Source organism: Lentzea albidocapillata subsp. violacea, from assembly GCF_900100275.1.
GTDB lineage: Bacteria > Actinomycetota > Actinomycetes > Mycobacteriales > Pseudonocardiaceae > Lentzea > Lentzea violacea.
This window is the reverse complement of record NZ_FNET01000001.1, coordinates 274533-290392: the sequence shown is the minus strand read 5'-3', so window position 1 is coordinate 290392 and position 15860 is coordinate 274533. Positions and strand designations below refer to the sequence as shown.

12 protein-coding genes are annotated in these 15860 nt (G+C 70.7%); 6 read left to right on the top strand and 6 right to left on the bottom strand.

The annotated features are described in order from the left end of the window. The first annotated feature begins 6 nt into the window (after positions 1–6). Positions 7–1458, top strand: a complete 1452-nt coding sequence (locus BLR21_RS01100; protein WP_143027567.1) for a hypothetical protein — start codon at positions 7–9, stop codon at positions 1456–1458. 226 nt (positions 1459–1684) lie between these two features. Here BLR21_RS01100 and BLR21_RS01095 read toward each other — a convergent pair whose 3' ends face one another. The 3 genes from BLR21_RS01095 to fusA all read right to left on the bottom strand — a co-directional run bounded on the left by BLR21_RS01095 (position 1685) and on the right by fusA (position 5902). Then, positions 1685–2998, bottom strand: coding sequence for an alpha-lytic protease prodomain-containing protein (locus BLR21_RS01095; RefSeq protein ID WP_090003746.1), 1314 nt, complete (start codon positions 2996–2998; stop codon positions 1685–1687). 103 nt (positions 2999–3101) lie between these two features. Continuing rightward, a complete protein-coding gene (locus BLR21_RS01090) occupies positions 3102–3863 on the bottom strand; it encodes an endonuclease/exonuclease/phosphatase family protein (protein ID WP_256334365.1) in 762 nt (253 codons plus the stop codon). 53 nt (positions 3864–3916) lie between these two features. Further along, complete coding sequence (gene fusA / locus BLR21_RS01085) at positions 3917–5902, bottom strand: elongation factor G (RefSeq protein ID WP_090003744.1); 1986 nt, start codon at positions 5900–5902, stop codon at positions 3917–3919. Between the two features lie 355 nt (positions 5903–6257). Between fusA and xylA the strand changes: the two genes are divergently transcribed. From xylA to BLR21_RS01070, 3 genes are read left to right on the top strand one after another with little or no spacing between them, the layout of a single operon-like run. After that, positions 6258–7409, top strand: coding sequence for a xylose isomerase (xylA, locus tag BLR21_RS01080; protein WP_090003743.1), 1152 nt, complete (start codon positions 6258–6260; stop codon positions 7407–7409). 1 nt (position 7410) lies between these two features. Then, complete coding sequence (gene xylB / locus BLR21_RS01075) at positions 7411–8835, top strand: xylulokinase (RefSeq protein WP_090003742.1); 1425 nt, start codon at positions 7411–7413, stop codon at positions 8833–8835. Continuing rightward, positions 8832–9977, top strand: coding sequence for an ROK family protein (locus BLR21_RS01070; protein ID WP_090003741.1), 1146 nt, complete (start codon positions 8832–8834; stop codon positions 9975–9977). Before xylB ends, BLR21_RS01070 begins: the two co-directional genes overlap by 4 nt. On the opposite strand, the gene BLR21_RS01065 is transcribed toward BLR21_RS01070, so the two are convergent. Continuing rightward, complete coding sequence (locus BLR21_RS01065) at positions 9934–10230, bottom strand: DUF6223 family protein (protein ID WP_338061026.1); 297 nt, start codon at positions 10228–10230, stop codon at positions 9934–9936. The two genes, BLR21_RS01070 and BLR21_RS01065, sit on opposite strands and share 44 nt — an antisense overlap. 133 nt (positions 10231–10363) lie before the next feature. Here BLR21_RS01065 and BLR21_RS01060 point away from each other — a divergent pair, with 133 nt between their 5' ends. Together BLR21_RS01060 and BLR21_RS01055 are read left to right on the top strand one after the other, a co-directional pair. Then, entirely contained in the window at positions 10364–11446 is a 1083-nt protein-coding gene (locus tag BLR21_RS01060) for a sensor histidine kinase (protein ID WP_090003739.1), read from the top strand. Continuing rightward, positions 11443–12108, top strand: coding sequence for a response regulator (locus BLR21_RS01055; protein WP_090003738.1), 666 nt, complete (start codon positions 11443–11445; stop codon positions 12106–12108). The genes BLR21_RS01060 and BLR21_RS01055 overlap by 4 nt, the downstream gene beginning before the upstream one ends. Positions 12109–13441: 1333 nt before the next feature. Here BLR21_RS01055 and ligA read toward each other — a convergent pair. Then, positions 13442–15436, bottom strand: a complete 1995-nt coding sequence (gene ligA, locus BLR21_RS01050; protein WP_090003737.1) for an NAD-dependent DNA ligase LigA — start codon at positions 15434–15436, stop codon at positions 13442–13444. A gap of 154 nt (positions 15437–15590) precedes the next feature. Beyond that, complete coding sequence (locus tag BLR21_RS43090; protein ID WP_218130702.1) at positions 15591–15821, bottom strand: hypothetical protein; 231 nt, start codon at positions 15819–15821, stop codon at positions 15591–15593. Between the last annotated feature and the right edge of the window lie 39 nt (positions 15822–15860).

Sequence of the window (15860 nt, the reverse complement as noted above, 5' to 3'; positions counted from 1 at the left end):
AGCCTCGTGCAGCCCGCCAGATGCATCGCATTCATAGGTGTCGTAACGGTTTTCTCCCTCCAACTGACCACTCCGGCCCTCGCGTCGGCCGGCTGTTCCCCCACGGTCGACGAGCGGTCGTTCGCCACGGCTCCGCAGCTTCGCGCCCTCAACGCCACCGTCGCCGGCTTCGGTGTCCGCGCCACCGGCAGCCCGAACCACAGCCGCCTGATCTCCTGGCTGGAACGCCGCGTGGACCGGCTGCCGGGCGTGTCCGTGCGGTCCGAGCCCTTCGCGATCCAGCGCTGGCGACCAGGTCCCGGTCTCCTGTTCGCGGGCGGCGTCGTGCCGGTCGCCGCCGCGATCCCCTACTCCGCTCCCGGCCTGCGTTCCGGCGAACTGGTCCGCCTGCCCACCGGCACCCCGATCACCGCCGCGAACGCCGGTGGAAAGATCGTCCTGCGCGACTTCCCCGCCCTCGACCGCGGCTACCTCGCCGAACCGCTGCTGGACGCGGACATGGTCGACGCGGGCAAGGCCGGCGCCGCCGGGCTCGTCGTCGCCTTCCCGTTCCCGCACGAGCAGGTGAAGGGCTACTGGGACCCGCACCTCGGCACCCACTACCGCGTGCCGGGCGTGTTCGTAGGCTCCGACACGGCCGCGAGACTCGCACCGGGCACACGGACGACCATCGGCGTCCTCGCCGCGCGCGTTCCGGCCGTCACGCGCTCGCTGGTCGCGACGCTGCCCGGCCGCAGCGGCGAGCGGATCGTCCTCGACACCAACACCGACGGCGTGGGATGGGTGCAGGAGAACGGGACCGTCGCGCTGCTGGCACTGGCCGAGCACTTCGCGCGCCTGCCCTTGCGCTGCCGGCCGCGCACCATCGAGTTCGTGTTCGCGACGGGCCACCTGCACCGCCCGGCGGAGGGCAGCGAGTTCCGCGCCCGCGCGCTCGACGCAGAGTACGACTCGGGTTCCGTCGCGTTCGCGTTCGTGCTGGAACACCTCGGGACACGGGAGTTCCTGCCGCGGGACGGTTCCCTCCAGCCGACGGGACTGGCCGAGCCGTCCGGCTGGTTCGCGGGCAGTCCGGTGCTGACGCGGACGGCGGCGACGGCGCTGGCCGGGCGTTCGGTCGACCGCACCTTCGTCCTGCCGGGCAGTGATCCGCCGGTACCGGGCCGGGTGCCGCCGCAGTGCTCGTTCGGCGGCATCGGCACGCACTTCCACTCGCACCTGATCCCGACGATGGCGATGATCTCCGGGCCGTGGACGCTCTGGGCACCGTCGTTCGGCGCTCGAGCGGTAGACCACGACCGCATGCGGCGCCAGGTGCTGGCCGCGGGCGACGCGATCACGGCGCTGGCACCGTTGCCGCGAGACCAGATCGCCGGGCCGTACCTCGACCTGCGGCGGGCGCGGGCGGCCGGTGCGCCGACGTGTTCCCACGACCTGCCACCCGAGTGGGCGCCTTAGGGTCTGTATCGAAGTCTGGTGCGATGAGAGTCGAGCTTGAGGTGGTTCCTGGTGGTGCGGGCGGACGGCCCGCATACCGGTGTTGTATGTGGGTCGTCCGGCCGTGCCGCCAGGGGCCGCCTCGGGCCCGGCTATCGCGGACCAGACTTCGATACAGACCCTAGCGGGCACGGGGCCGCCCCCCGGCGGAGGCAGCCGTCGGGGGGCGGTGAAAAGGGTGTAGCCGTCAGAGCCGCTGCCAGAGGGCAGGGGTGTTCGGCGGCTCCCATCCGGGAACGGACGTGTGTGGCTGGATGATGCGGTAGGTCGCGCCACCGTAGGTGACCTGGGCGCCGCTGCCGTAGGCCGTGTACGCGGCCCACGTGCCGCTGGGCGGCGTCGTCGTGGACGTGGTCGTGCCGGTCGGCTGGGTGGTCGTGGTCGGGCCGCCGGAGGTCACCAGGCGCAGGTTGTAGACCTGCAGGATCTCGGTCAGCGGCTGGAAGTAGATGACGCCGCCGCTCTGGCAGTTGCCGGATCCGCCGGAGGTGACGCCCTGGGCCTGGTCGCCGGTCAGCCACGAGCCGCCGGAGTCACCGGGCTCGGCGCAGGCGTTGGTGCGGGTCAGGCCGGTGATGGTGCCCTCGGGGTAGGTGACCGAGGCGTTCTTCTGCTGGATGGTGCCGCAGCGCCAGCCGGTGGTGGAGCCGGAACGGCAGACCGAGGAACCGACCGGAGCCTCCTGGGAGCCCGCGACCGGGACGGTGCCCGGGTAGCGGTTGACCAGGGCACGCGGGGTGTTGCCCGCGTCGGCACGGACCCAGGCGTAGTCGTTGCCGGGGAAGCTACTGCCCTGGATGGTGCCGCCGGGGTTGGAAGTGCGGCCGCCGGTGGATCCGCAGTGGCCCGCGGTGACGAAGCCGCCCTCGACGGCGAAGCCGATGGAGCAACGGCCGCCGCCGGGCACGCCGTAGGCGTTACCGCCGATGATGTCGATCAGCGGCCTGGGGTCCTCGGTGCTGGCCTCGAAGGCGACGATGTCGCCGCGCAGACCTGCCTCGGCCGCCCACGCCTTGGCCTGCGCCTCGCCGCCGGAGCGGGCGAGCACGACGATCTTGTTGGTGCGCACGTCGACATACCAGCCGGGAACGGCGTCGGGTGCGGTGGTGGCCTTGGCGTCCAGCTTGATCTTCGCGCTGTCCAGAGCGGACGCGCTGTGCTTCGCCGTGGTGGCGACGGCGCCGCGCGAGCGCACCGCACTCGCCAGCGCCGAGTCGGTGACCGCGACCGTGAGGGTGCGGCCGGTGCCGTCCAGCCAGGACCCGGCGTACGCCGAGCCGAGGCTCGACTTCAGCGCGGCGTCGGTCTGGCCCGCGACCTTCTCGGCGTCGAGGCGCTCACGCGCCTGCTCCGAGGAGATGCCTAGGTCCCGGGCCATCGCGGCCAGCATGGCAGGGTCAGCCGTGTCGGCAGCGGTGGCGCTGGATGTCAGCGCCACCGCGATGGTCAGCCCGGCCGCCGTAACCGCCGCCGTTGCGGCGGCGATGAGCTTGCGGTTCATGTCCGCTCCTTGCATGCAGGGTGATTGCGCGCAAACCGTACGACGAGGATCACACCAAGTGGTACATACCAATTGGCCATAACGTCGGGCAGGGCTTCGTCGGCTAGATGCTGATGAGCGCCTGGACGGCGAGGTGGTCGGACGGGTACTGGCCGTCTCGCTGGAAGGCGTTGATCGCGGCGGCCACGACGGTGGCGCCGCGGGTGAGGATCCAGTCGATGCGCGGCCCGTCCGGGACGAGCGGGCCGTACCCGTGGAACGTCCCGTACGCCGGGGTCGTCCGCGGGCCCGCGAGCCACGAGTCGGCCAGCCCGGCCGTGAGGATGGCGTACACCGGCGAACCGGGGACGTCGTTGAAGTCGCCGGTGAGCACGACCGGCAGCGTCTGGCCCTGGAGGCGGTCGCGGACGAACTCCGCGCTGCACAGGCGGGAGTGCGCCGACTCGTGGTCGAAGTGCGTGTTGACGGCCACGAACTGCCTGCCGGTCAGGCGATCCGCGAACCGGATCCACGTGACCATGCGGATGACGTTGTTGCCCCACGACCGGGAACCCACGACGGCCGGGGTGGCGGAGAGCCAGTGGTGGTCGAACTCCAGCGGTGCCAGGCGGAGCGTGTCGAAGAAGATCGCCATGAACTCGTCGTGGCTGCCGCCCGCGCGGCCGAGACCGATCCAGTCGTAGTGGTCCGGCAGATCGTGCGCGATGTCGTTTATCTGTCCGTACAGGCCTTCCTGCGTGCCGAGCAGCGCAGGCCGTTCTTGGAGCAGGAACTGGGCCATCACCGGACGCCGGACCGCCCACGAGTTCGGCTCGGCAGCCGAGGCGTACCGCAGGTTGAACGACATGACGCTCAATGGGTCCACTCGGCCGATCATGGCACAGGCCCGCCCTGGCTCAGGGCGGGCCTGCGTCCCGGTTATGCGGGCGCGTAACCGGTCGGTGTGGCGGTGAAGCTGCCACGGCCTTGCGTCCGGCTGCGCAACCTCGTCACGTAACCGAACATCTCCGCCAGCGGCACGCTCGCCGTCACCACCGTCGCACCGGGCCTGGACTCCGAACCGAGGATCCTGCCCCGGCGCGTCGCCAGATCACCCAGTACGCCACCGAGGTACTCCTCCGGCACGGTGACCGTGACCTCGGCGATCGGTTCGAGCAACGTCATGGCACCGGCCTTCAGCGCCTCACGCAGCCCGAACCGGCCCGCCGTGCGGAACGCCATCTCCGACGAGTCCTTGACGTGCGTGGATCCGTCGGTGAGTGTCACCCGCACGCCGGTCACCGGGTGGCCGAGAGGTCCCTCGGCCAGCGCGTCCCGGCAGCCCTGTTCGACCGCGCGGACGAACTCCTGCGGCACGCGCCCGCCGGTGACGGCCGAGCGGAACTCGAAACCGGTCTCCAGCGGCTCGGTGTCGAGCACGATGTGAGCGAACTGTCCCTGCCCTCCGTCCTGCTTGACGTGCCGGTAAACGAAGCCCGTGACGCCCGTGCCCACGGTCTCGCGGTACGAGACGCGCGGCCGTCCCATGGTGAGCTCGATGCGGTGCAGCGTGCGCGCCTTCTCCACCGAGACCTCCAGGTGCAGCTCGCCCTGGCCGGACAGCACCGTCTGGCCGGTCTCCGGGTCCGTCCCGAACCGCAGGGACGGGTCCTCGTCGACCAGGTGCGCCAGTGCCTCGGTCAGCCGGGCGTTGTCCGCGCTGGTCCGCGTCTCCACGGCCACGGACACCACGGGGTCGGCCGACACCGCGGGTTCGAGCAGCAACGGAGCCGTTGGCGCGCACAGGGTCGTGCCCGTGCGAGCCGACTTCAGCCCCACCACCGCGACGATGTCACCCGCGACGGCCTGGTCGACCGGCGTGTGCCGATCGGCCTGGACGCGCAGGATCCGTCCGATGCGCTCGGTGCGGCCGCCCACCAGGACCGTGTCTCCCTTGTGGAGGGTGCCAGAGTAGACGCGGACGTACGCGAGCCGTCCGGTGGCGGTGGCGTTCACCTTGAACACCAGTGCCGCGAACGGCGCGTCCGGATCCGGCTGCCGTTCCTGGCCGTCGACGCCGCGCACCGGCGGAACGTCCACAGGGGACGGCAGGTACGCGATCACCGCGTCCAGCAACGGTTCGACGCCGCGGTTGCGGTACGCCGAGCCGCACAGCACGACGGTGGCCTGGCCGCGCCGGGTCAGGTCCCGCAGTGCCTTCCTCAACGTCTGCTCGGACAGGCCCTGCGCGAAGAACTCCTCCAATGCCTCGGGGTGCAGCTCCGCCACCGCCTCCTCCAGGAGGCGGCGCCGTCGTTGCGCCTCTGCCAGCAGCGTTTCCGGTACCGGTCCCTCGGTCATGCCGTCGTCCCAGCTCAGCGCACGCATGCGCACCAGGTCGACGACGCCGCGGAACCCGTCCTCCACGCCGATCGGCAGCTGGACTACGAGCGGCACGGTGTGCAGCCGCGTGCGGATCGACTCGACGACGGTGTCGAGGTCGGCGCCGGCCCGGTCGAGCTTGTTGACGAACGCGATCCTGGGCACGCCGTACCGATCCGCCTGCCGCCACACCGATTCGCTCTGCGGCTCCACGCCGGCCACACCGTCGAACACCGCGACGGCCCCGTCGAGCACGCGCAGGGACCGTTCTACCTCGTCGGCGAAGTCGACGTGTCCCGGCGTGTCGATGAGGTTGACGCGATGCCCGTCCCACGTGCAGGTCACGGCCGCGGCGAAGATCGTGATGCCGCGATCGCGTTCCTGCGGGTCGAAGTCGGTGACGGTGGTGCCGTCGTGGACCTCGCCGCGCTTGTGGGTGCTGCCGGTGGCGAACAGGACGCGTTCGGTGAGCGTGGTCTTGCCGGCGTCGACGTGGGCGAGGATGCCGAGGTTGCGGACAGCGTTCAACGTGATCGTGCGCATGGCTTTGTGCCTTTGGTGTCAAGGACTTACGGGGTCAGCGCGATGACCCGGCGAACTCCGCGGAGGAGTTCGTCAGACAGTCCGGCGCCCGGCGCGCAGCAGGCGACCGGGGTGCGAGGACACGAGGATCACGTCGAAACGGGACGGGAGGACGACGGCGGCGGTACGCACGGCCGGTCTCCTCTCGTCTCGGGGTGATGATGATCGTGGAGTGTAGACACATGAGCGGTGCCTTACAACGCGTTTGACGCGGAACACCACCACGACGTCCCTCGTTCTTCGCCGCAGCGATTGCGATCAAGGCCGTGGCGTCGTACTGTCCGCACTAAGTTCAAGCATTGAACGAATGAGGTGGATGATGAGCACGCCCACTCCGGCGGACAAGTTCTCCTTCGGTCTGTGGACCGTGGGCTGGCAGGGCCGCGACCCGTTCGGCGAGGCCACGCGACCCGAACTCGACGTGGTCGAGGCGGTGCACCGGCTCGCCGAGCTGGGCGCCTACGGCCTGACGTTCCACGACGACGACCTGTTCGGCTTCGAGGCGACGCACCGCGACCAGCAGATCAGCCGGTTGCAGGGCGCGCTCGCCGACACCGGCCTCGTCATCCCGATGGTGACGACGAACCTGTTCAGCCACCCGGTGTTCAAGGACGGCGGCTTCACCAGCAACGACCGCGGCGTGCGGCGGTTCGCGCTGCAGAAGGTGCTGCGCAACGTCGAACTGGCGGCGGAGCTCGGCGCCAAGACGTTCGTGCTGTGGGGCGGCCGCGAGGGCTCCGAGTACGACGTGGCCAAGGACGTGCGGGCGGCGCTCGACCGGTACCGCGAGGCCATGAACCTGCTGACGCAGTTCGTCACCGACCGCGGCTACGACCTGCGGTTCGCGCTCGAGCCGAAGCCGAACGAGCCGCGCGGCGACATCCTGCTGCCGACCGTCGGGCACGCGCTCGCGTTCATCACCTCGCTCGACCGGCCCGAGATGGTCGGCCTGAACCCCGAGGTCGGGCACGAGCAGATGGCCGGGCTGAACTTCGTGCACGGCATCGCGCAGGCGTTGTGGCACGGCAAGCTGTTCCACATCGACCTCAACGGGCAGCGCAGCATCAAGTACGACCAGGACCTGGTGTTCGGGCACGGCGACCTGATGAACGCGTTCGCGCTGGTCGACCTGCTGGAGACCGCCGGGTACGACGGGCCGAAGCACTTCGACTACAAGCCGTCGCGGACCGAGGACATCACGGGCGTCTGGGACTCGGCCAAGGCGAACATGGCCACGTACCTGCTGCTCCGCGACCGCGCTCAGGCGTTCCGCGCGGACCCCGAGGTGCAGGAGGCGCTCGCCGTGGCGGGTGTCGCGGAGCTGTCGCAGCCCACGCTCAACACCGGTGAGTCCTACGACGACCTGATCAAGGACACCGGCTTCGACCCCGACCAGGCCGGCGAACGCGGCTACGGCTTCGTCCGGCTCAACCAGCTCGCCCTCGAGCACCTCACGGGAGCGCGCTGACATGACGCTCGTCGCCGGCGTCGACTCCTCGACGCAGTCGTGCAAGGTCGTGGTTCGCGACGCGGAGACCGGCAGGCTCGTCCGGGAGGGCCGCGCGGCTCACCCGGACGGCACCGAGGTGCACCCCTCGCACTGGTGGTCGGCTCTGCGGTCCGCGCTCGCCGACGCCGGCGGACTGTCCGACGTCGCGGCGCTGAGCGTCGCCGGGCAGCAACACGGCATGGTCTGCCTCGACGAGGCCGGCGAGGTCGTGCGCGAGGCGTTGCTGTGGAACGACACCCGTTCCGCGGCGGCAGCAGCCGCGCTGACGGACGAACTGGGCGCTGCGGAGTGGGCGGCGCGGATCGGCCTCGTGCCGGTCGCGTCGTTCACGATCACCAAGCTGCGCTGGCTCGCCCAGAACGAACCGGCCAACGCCAGGCGCACCGCCGCCGTCTGCCTGCCGCACGACTGGCTGACGTGGCGGCTGCGCGGCACCGGCTTGCTCTACGACCTGGTCACCGACCGTTCGGATGCGTCCGGCACGGGCTACTTCGACTCGGTGGCGAACGAGTACGTGCCTGACCTGCTCTCTCTCGCGCTCGGACGCTCCGATGTGGTGCTGCCGCAGGTTCTTGGCCCTGCCGAGTGGCGCGACGGACCGTCTCGTCTCGGCTCGGACGTGGGAGGCCAGCGAGACGAGACGGTCCGTCTCGCGGCAGGCGCCGGCGACAACGCGGCGGCCATGCTCGGGGTGGGCGGCGGCACCGACGTCGTGGTGTCGCTCGGCACCTCCGGCGTCGTCACCGCGACCAGCGAAGTGCGTGCGGCGGACGCCTCCGGGATCGTGGCGGGGTTCGCCGACGCCACGGGCCGCTACCTCCCGCTGGCCTGCACCCTGAACGCCGCCCGCGTCCTGGATGCGACGGCCCGCATGCTGGGCGTCGACCTCGCGAAGCTCAGCGATCTCGCTCTTTCGGCGAAGGCGGGTGCGGAGGGCGTGGTGATGGTTCCGTACTTGGAAGGCGAGCGGACGCCGAACTTGCCGGACGCGACGGGTGCGTTGCACGGACTGACGCTCACCAACGCGACGCCCGCGAACATCGCCCGTGCGGCCGTCGAAGGCATGCTGTGCGGTCTTGCGGTGGGGCTCGACGCGCTTGCTGAGCAAGGTGCGGACGTCACCGGCGTGCGGCTTGTCGGAGGAGCGGCGGTTTCTCCGGCGGTGCGGGAGATCGCGCCGATGGTCTTCGGTGTGCCCGTGACAGTGCCCGCGCCGGATGAGTACGTGGCGAACGGTGCGGCGCGGCAGGCCGCGTGGACGCTCACCGGCGGGGCGACGCCTCCGGAGTGGACGCTGGCGGAAAGCACGCGGTACGAGGCGGAGGCGGTGCCGGAGATCCGGGCGCGGTACGGGGACGCGGCACAGCGATACTTGAGTCGATGACCACCGTCGACCACCTGCGGCAGGTTCGCCTCGGCAACCTGCGGACGGTGCTGCTCGCCCTCGTCGACCGGCCCGGTTCGCGCGCCGACCTCGCGGCGCGCACCGGCCTGACCAAAGCCACCCTGTCCAACCTCACCGAGCCGTTGCTGGCAGGCGGGATCCTGGTGGAGGAGCCCGCCACGCTGGTGGGCATGGGCAGGCCGTCCAAGCCGTTGCGCTTCCACCCCGCCGGGCCGGTGGCGGTGGGTGCGGAGATCAACGTCAGCCACCTCGCCGTCGAGACCCTCGGGCTCGACGGCGAGACGCTCGAACGCCGTCTCGTGCCCGCCGACATGCGCAGAATCCCGGCGGACGAGGTGCTCGACCGGATCGCCGGACTGATCCGCGAGGTCACCGGCGGCTCCGAGCGCAGGCTGCTCGGGGTGGGGCTCGCGATTCCCGGTGTCGTGCACGACGGCGCCATCGTCAGGGCGCCGAACCTGCCCGAGCTCGTCGGCACGCGCCTGGCCGAGGGGCTGGGCGAGCGAACCGGCCTCGACGTCCAGCTCGACAACGAGGCGAACCTCGCCGCGCTCGCCCACCTGTGGCCGCGGCACCTGGCGGGCGAGGACTTCGTGCACGTGACGGCGGACGTCGGCATCGGCGCGGGGGTCGTGCTGAACGGCGAGGTCTACCGCGGGGTCAGCGGGTTCGCGGGCGAGCTCGGGCACGTCGTGATCGAGCGCAACGGCATCCGCTGCACGTGTGGCAGCCGCGGTTGCGTCGAGCGGTATGCGGGGCTCGACGTCATCCTGCGCGAGGCGGGACGGCGGCGGCTCGACTCGTTGCGCAGGGCACTCGAAGCGGGCGACCCGAAGGCCGCGGAGGCCGTGCGGAAGGCCGGAGAGGCGCTCGGGGTCGGCATCGCGACGCTGATGAACCTCTTCGACGTTCCGACGGTCGTGCTCGGCGGCAGCTACGCCGTGCTGTACGACCACCTTCGCGAGGCCGTGCAGTCCGAAATGGACGGCAGGGTGCTCGCGGGCGGCGAACGGCACACCCGGCTGCTCGCCTCGCCCCTCGGCGAGTTCGCGGTGGTGCGGGGAGCGGCCGGGCTGATCACGAGGCGCGCGGTGCAGCAGCCCGAGCGGCTCTTCGCATAGCCAGACCGCCCAGCACCACACCGGACACGCCCACCGCGAGCGACAGGTAGCCACCGACGATGCCGTAGCCGGTGCCGGGGCCGCCCTGCGCCATCACCACGACCGCGACACCGATCACCGCCCCCACCGCACCCAGCACGACGGCCCACAGGCCGCGCCGGGTGAGCGCTAACAGTCCAATCACACCAACGACGACACCGATCAGCGACAACGTGCGGCCGGCGGACATCTCATAAGCAGCGGAAAGCAACATGGGCACCAGCCAACCCCCGGACCAGCTCCATGTCGTCGTGCGGGCGCAGACACCGCTGTACTGCGTGCGCAGTAGTCCAACAATCCTCCCAGCGAACGATCTACCAGCGCGAACGGAGGATTAAGGTGCACGGATGAGCACTCGCTGGCTGGACTGGGCGATCGCCGTCGGAGTGGCGGCGAGCCTCGTCGTGGCCGGCCATCCCGCCACCGGCCCTGGTTACGCGCTGCTCGCCGCCGGCGGACTGGCGCTCGCCGCCCGCAGACGAGCCCCGAGAACCGTGCTCGCCGCGACCGGACTGTTCGCACTGGGCTACCAGGCCACCGGCGCGGACGTGCCGCTGATCGCCTTCCTGTTCGCCGTCTACGCGACGATGCGGGCGGGCCACCGCGTGTTCACGCTCACCGGTTCCGTCCTGATGCTCGCCACGCTCCCCCTTGCCGCACTCGCCTCGCCGCGCGACCTCACCACGTACGAGGCGTTCGCGCAGACCCGCGACGTCCTGCAGATCGCGTGGCTGATCGCCGCAGCGGCCGCCGGCGAGGCACTCAGACAGGCCGAGCGACGTGCTGACGAAGCCGAACGCACCAAAGAGGAAACGGCGCGCAGACGGGCCGGCGAGGAACGCCTGCACATAGCCCGCGAGCTGCACGACTCGCTCACCCACCAGATCTCGGTGATCAAGCTGCAGGCCGAGGTCGCCGTCCACCTCGCCCGGAAACGCGGCGAGGACGTGCCCGAACCCCTCCTGGTGATCCGCGACGCCGGCCGGGAAGCCGCCAGGGAACTCCGCGCCACCCTGGAAGCCCTGCGGGACGACGACAAGAACCCACCGCACGGCATCAAGGACGTCCCCGAACTGGTCGAACGCGCCAGAGCCACCGGCCTGGACGCCCGGCTCACGATCGAAGGCCGCCACGACGACGTCCCGGCGGCGGTGGAGCGCACGGCGTACCGGATCGTGCAGGAGTCGCTCACGAACATCGCCCGCCACGCCGCCGCCGCGACCGCGCGGGTCCACATCGACTACCGCCAGGACACGGTGGTCATCAAGGTGGACGACGACGGCACAGCCACACCTGGTAAGGCGGAACCGGGCGTCGGACTGCTCGGCATGCGCGAACGCGTCACCGCGCTGGGCGGCAACCTCCAGGCAGCGCCCCGAGTCGAAGGCGGTTTCCGCGTGCAGGCCGAACTCCCCGTGGCACAACCATGATCCGCGTCCTGCTGGTAGACGACCAGCCGCTGATCCGCAGCGGTTTCCGCGCGTTGCTGAACGCCGAGGACGACATCGAGGTCGTCGCCGAGGCCGCGAACGGCCGGGAAGGCCTCGACCAGGCCCGCAAGCACCTCCCGGACATCGCCCTGATCGACATCCAGATGCCGGAGATGGACGGCATCGAGGCCACCGAGAACATCGCCGCCGACCCGTCCCTGGCGGGCACGCACGTCGTGATCCTCACCAACTACGGCCTGGACGAGTACGTCTTCCACGCCCTGAAGGCGGGCGCGGCCGGGTTCCTCGTGAAGGACGTGCAGCCGGAGGACTTCCTGCACGCCGTCCGGGTCGCGGCTCGCGGTGACGCCCTGCTGGCCCCGTCGATCACCCGCAGGCTGATCGACCGGTACGTGAGCCAGCCGCTGCGGCAGAACCTCAGCCTCACCCACCTCACCACCAGAGAACGCGAGGCCGTCGTGCTGGTCGCCCGCGGCCTGTCGAACGACGAGATCGCCGCGAGCATGGTGATCAGCCCGCTCACGGCGAAGACGCACGTCAACCGCGCGATGACGAAGCTGCACGCCCGCGACCGGGCCCAGCTCGTGGTGATCGCCTACGAGTCGGGCCTGGTGGTCCCGCAGACCTCCGAACGCGGATAGTGCTCCGCGCGGGTTCTCCGCGTCCACAATGGACGCCAGGGCCCGCGTGCCGCCGCACGAGCTGCTTCTACTGAAGAACGGCTCTGAGATCAACGAGGCTCTCGGCGATCCAGGGCGGCTCCACGGGGTCGGTGGGCAGGTCGCGGCGGCCGAGGTATCCGGGCCGTGGCGAGCTGTTCGATGTGGCCGCGGGGGGCGCGGACCAGCCCGTCGACACGTGCGGCGGCCTCTCGTGCGCGCGGCGAGCCCGCCACGGGACCATAGCCGTTCTGCCCGCCGGCCTCGGTGAGGGCGTTCGCGATCTCGGGGTGGACCGGGAGCCTTGCCTCGCCGCAGCCGAGGGCGGAGAACAGGCAGGCGACGGCGTTGGTCTACTCGTTGATGGCCAGGGTGGCACGGCGAAGTTCGACTCCAGTAGTCCGCCTGAAGTTGAGCGGGCCTGCGAGCACTCAGGGGCCAACCGCGGCGGCGTCATCACCCGTCAGAGCGGGGAGTCACCCCTGCGGGGCCAGGGTTTCGCGGGGCCCTGGTACAGCGGTGAGCGACCCCACAGCGCGTTCCGGAAACACTCCGGGCACCGCGGCCGTTATACGTGTTGGTCGGTGCGGTCCGTGTCCCCCGGGCCTCACCTCATCGCCTTCGCGGAAGACCGTACGGCTGGTACCGCGTCGAGCAACTCGCCGAGAGGCGACCGATCGCATCGGCCTCCCCAAGCTCGCCCTCGAGCCGTCACTCTCCCCCAACGGACGGCTCGAGGGCGTCCGGTCGGCGCGGATCTCTCCTGCCGCGCCGACCACCTGGTTTACTAGATCTTCTTGTCCAGCAAGGCCTTCGGGGTGGCGGACGGTGACCGGCCACACAGATCCCCCTGGAACACAACGGAACCCCGCGCCGTTGTACAGGATGGTCGGTGCGGAACGAGTCCCCGGGCCCCAACACAACGCCTTCGCGGAATACCGTTCAGCCGGAGCCGCGTCGTGCACACCGCCGAGAGGCGACCGCCGCACCGACCAACAGACCACGCCCTCAAGCCGCACACCCCCTCGGCGACTTGAGGGCCTTCCCCACACCGCAATCCCCTTACACCACAACACCACCCGGTGAGCCAACACACAGATCACCAGGAAACACAACGGAACCCCACACCGTTGCACCAGACGGTCGGCGCGGAACGAGTCCCCGGGCCCCAACACAAACGCCCTCGCGGAACACCGTTCAGCCGGAACCGCGTCGAGCACACCGCCGAGAGGCGACCGCCGCACCGACCACCCCAACTCGCCCCCAGGCTGCCGTCCTCCCCCAGGCAGCGTGGGGGCTTCCCGCGTCTGCGGGGTCAGGCGACTCCGGCGGCGATCAGCTTCGCCCAGATCTCGCCCTGGTCGACCACCTCGACGCCGAGCTTCTCCGCCTTCGTGAGCTTGCCGGCGCCGACGCCCTCGCCCGTGATGAGCAGGTCGGTGGTGGCCGAGACCGAGGAGGCGGCGGTGGCGCCTGCTCGTTCGCACATCTTCTGGAACGTCGGGCGGGTGACCTTCTCGCCGGAGCGCGGGTCGCTGATGGAGCCCGTGATCACGACGGACTTGCCTTCCAGGGGTGCGCCGGCGACCACGACCGGGGGCAGGTCCTCTTCCCGCACGTCCAGGGAGACGCCGCGGTCCCGCAGGCGTTCGATCTCCGGGCGCAGGCGGGCCAGGTGGAAGTTGATCGACTCGGCGACCTTCTGGCCGATGTCCTCGACGGCGACGAGTTTCTCGACGCCCGCGTCGGCCACCGCTTCCAGGGAGCCGAAGCCTGCTCGGCACAGGCGGGCCGCGGTGCCTTCGGAGGCCATCGGGATCGACAGGCCGATCAACACGCGGCGCAGGCCCACGGAGCGGCTGCGGTCGATGGACTCGATCATGCGGGTCGCGGAGACCTCGCCCACCCGGTCGAACTCCAGCAGGCGTTCCTTGGTGAGCGTGTAGAAGTCGGACGGGTTCACCAGGTCGCCGGTCTCGGCGAGGCGCTCGATCCACACCTGGCCGATGGCGTCGATGTCGGCGGCGGCGCGGGACGACCAGTGGATCAGGCGGCGCACGGTCTGGGCCGGGCAGACCGAGTTCGTGCAGAACAGCTCGCGGCTGTTGCCCTGCTCGGTCAGCGGTTGCGCGCAGGACGGGCACTCCGAGGGCGGGACGATCTCCTGCTCGGAGCCGGTGCGCTTCGACTCGTCGAGCACGCCCGCGACGAACGGGATCACGTCGCCGGCGCGGCGGACCAGAACCGTGTCGCCGATCTTGATGCCGCGCGAGCGGATGACCTCCTGGTTGGCCAGCGTCGCACGGGTGACGGTGGTGCCGCCGACGAACACAGGCTCGAGCCACGCGACGGGCGCGATCTTGCCGGTCTTGCCCACGTCCCACACGACGTCCTTGAGCACCGTCGTCTTCTCCTCGGCGGCGAACTTGTACGCGATGGCGCCGCGCGGGGACGACGAACGGGTGCCCGCGGCGGCGAACGCGTCGCGGTTCGCCAGGCGCAGCACGGCACCGTCGAGGTCGTAGTCGAGCGTGTTGCGGGCCTGTTCGATGCCGCTGATCAGCTCCTGGGCCTCGGCCGCGGTGGTGCAGTGCTTCATCTCCGCGACGCTGAACCCCAGCTTGCGCAGGCCCGCGTCGAGGTCGGAGTCGGCACTCTCCGGCTCGGTCGTCAGGTCGAACGCGAAGAACTGCATGCGCCGGCCCTCGACCGCCTTCGGATCTTTAGCGCGCAACGTGCCCGCGGCCGCGTTGCGCGGGTTGATCAACGGCTTGTCCGGATGCGCCGCGTTGTACGTGTCGAACGTCGAGCGCAGCATCACGCACTCACCGCGCACCTCGACCCGCCCCGGCGCCTCGACCTTGTCCGGCACGCCGTCGCACAACGCGCGCGTGAGGAACGTGACGTCGTCGCCCGTCGTGCCGTCGCCACGGGTGACCGCGCGCGCAAGGCGCCCGTTCTCGTACACCAGCGCCAGCGACAGGCCGTCGAGCTTCGGCATGACCACCACGGGCTGACCGGGGAACCGCGCGAAGAACGACTCGACCTGCTCGGGCTTGTTCGCCTTCTCCAGCGACAGCATCGGCCGCGAGTGCCGCACCGGCGCGTGCAGCACCGACGGCGCGCCCACGTGGTCCAGCGGGTTGTCCTTCGGCGCGAGCTTCGGGTGCTTCGCGACCAGGGCACGGAACTCGTCCTCGATCGCGTCGTACTCCGCGTCCGCCACCAGCGGTTCGCCCTGGTAGTACGCGTCACGCAGCTCGACGATCCGGCCGGCGAGCTCCTGAATCCGATCCCCAGCAGCACTCATGGAGGGGACGTTACCGGGCACCACCGACAAAAATGGACGGTCGTGCCTGGAGCCCTGCTCGAGTCGCGGTGGAGCTCGATCGAACGCCGCTCCACATCGGACAGCGACGTGGTCATGCCGCCGTGTGCCGGTCGCGGCCGGCCGAGTCCAGCCTCTAATCCCGCGGTCCGCGCAACGTCAGCACCACCCGCAGCACGTGCTCGACGGCCGCCGGGAACACCGCTCCCCGCAGTTCGTCGCGGTGCACCAGGGTCTGCCCCGCGAACTCGACCATCCGCTCCGGCCCCACCCGCCGCACCACGAGCGCGGCGACCTCCTCCAGGTCGAGCCCGGGGTTGTCGAGACGGGCCAGCGCGAACTCGACGATCAGCTCCTCGTCGCTCACCGGAGCACCTCCTCCCCGCAACTCGTCGGATTCTTCCAC

Bases quoted from the DNA above. Each gene is read 5' to 3' on its own strand.
- BLR21_RS01095 (WP_090003746.1), bottom strand. From the start codon at position 2,998: ATGAACCGCAAGCTCATCGCCGCCGCAACGGCGGCGGTTACGGCGGCC.
- fusA (WP_090003744.1), bottom strand. From the start codon at position 5,902: ATGCGCACGATCACGTTGAACGCTGTCCGCAACCTCGGCATCCTCGCC.
- xylA (WP_090003743.1), top strand. From the start codon at position 6,258: ATGATGAGCACGCCCACTCCGGCGGACAAGTTCTCCTTCGGTCTGTGG.
- xylB (WP_090003742.1), top strand. From the start codon at position 7,411: ATGACGCTCGTCGCCGGCGTCGACTCCTCGACGCAGTCGTGCAAGGTC.
- BLR21_RS01070 (WP_090003741.1), top strand. From the start codon at position 8,832: ATGACCACCGTCGACCACCTGCGGCAGGTTCGCCTCGGCAACCTGCGG.
- BLR21_RS01065 (WP_338061026.1), bottom strand. From the start codon at position 10,230: ATGTTGCTTTCCGCTGCTTATGAGATGTCCGCCGGCCGCACGTTGTCG.
- BLR21_RS01060 (WP_090003739.1), top strand. From the start codon at position 10,364: ATGAGCACTCGCTGGCTGGACTGGGCGATCGCCGTCGGAGTGGCGGCG.
- BLR21_RS01055 (WP_090003738.1), top strand. From the start codon at position 11,443: ATGATCCGCGTCCTGCTGGTAGACGACCAGCCGCTGATCCGCAGCGGT.
- ligA (WP_090003737.1), bottom strand. From the start codon at position 15,436: ATGAGTGCTGCTGGGGATCGGATTCAGGAGCTCGCCGGCCGGATCGTC.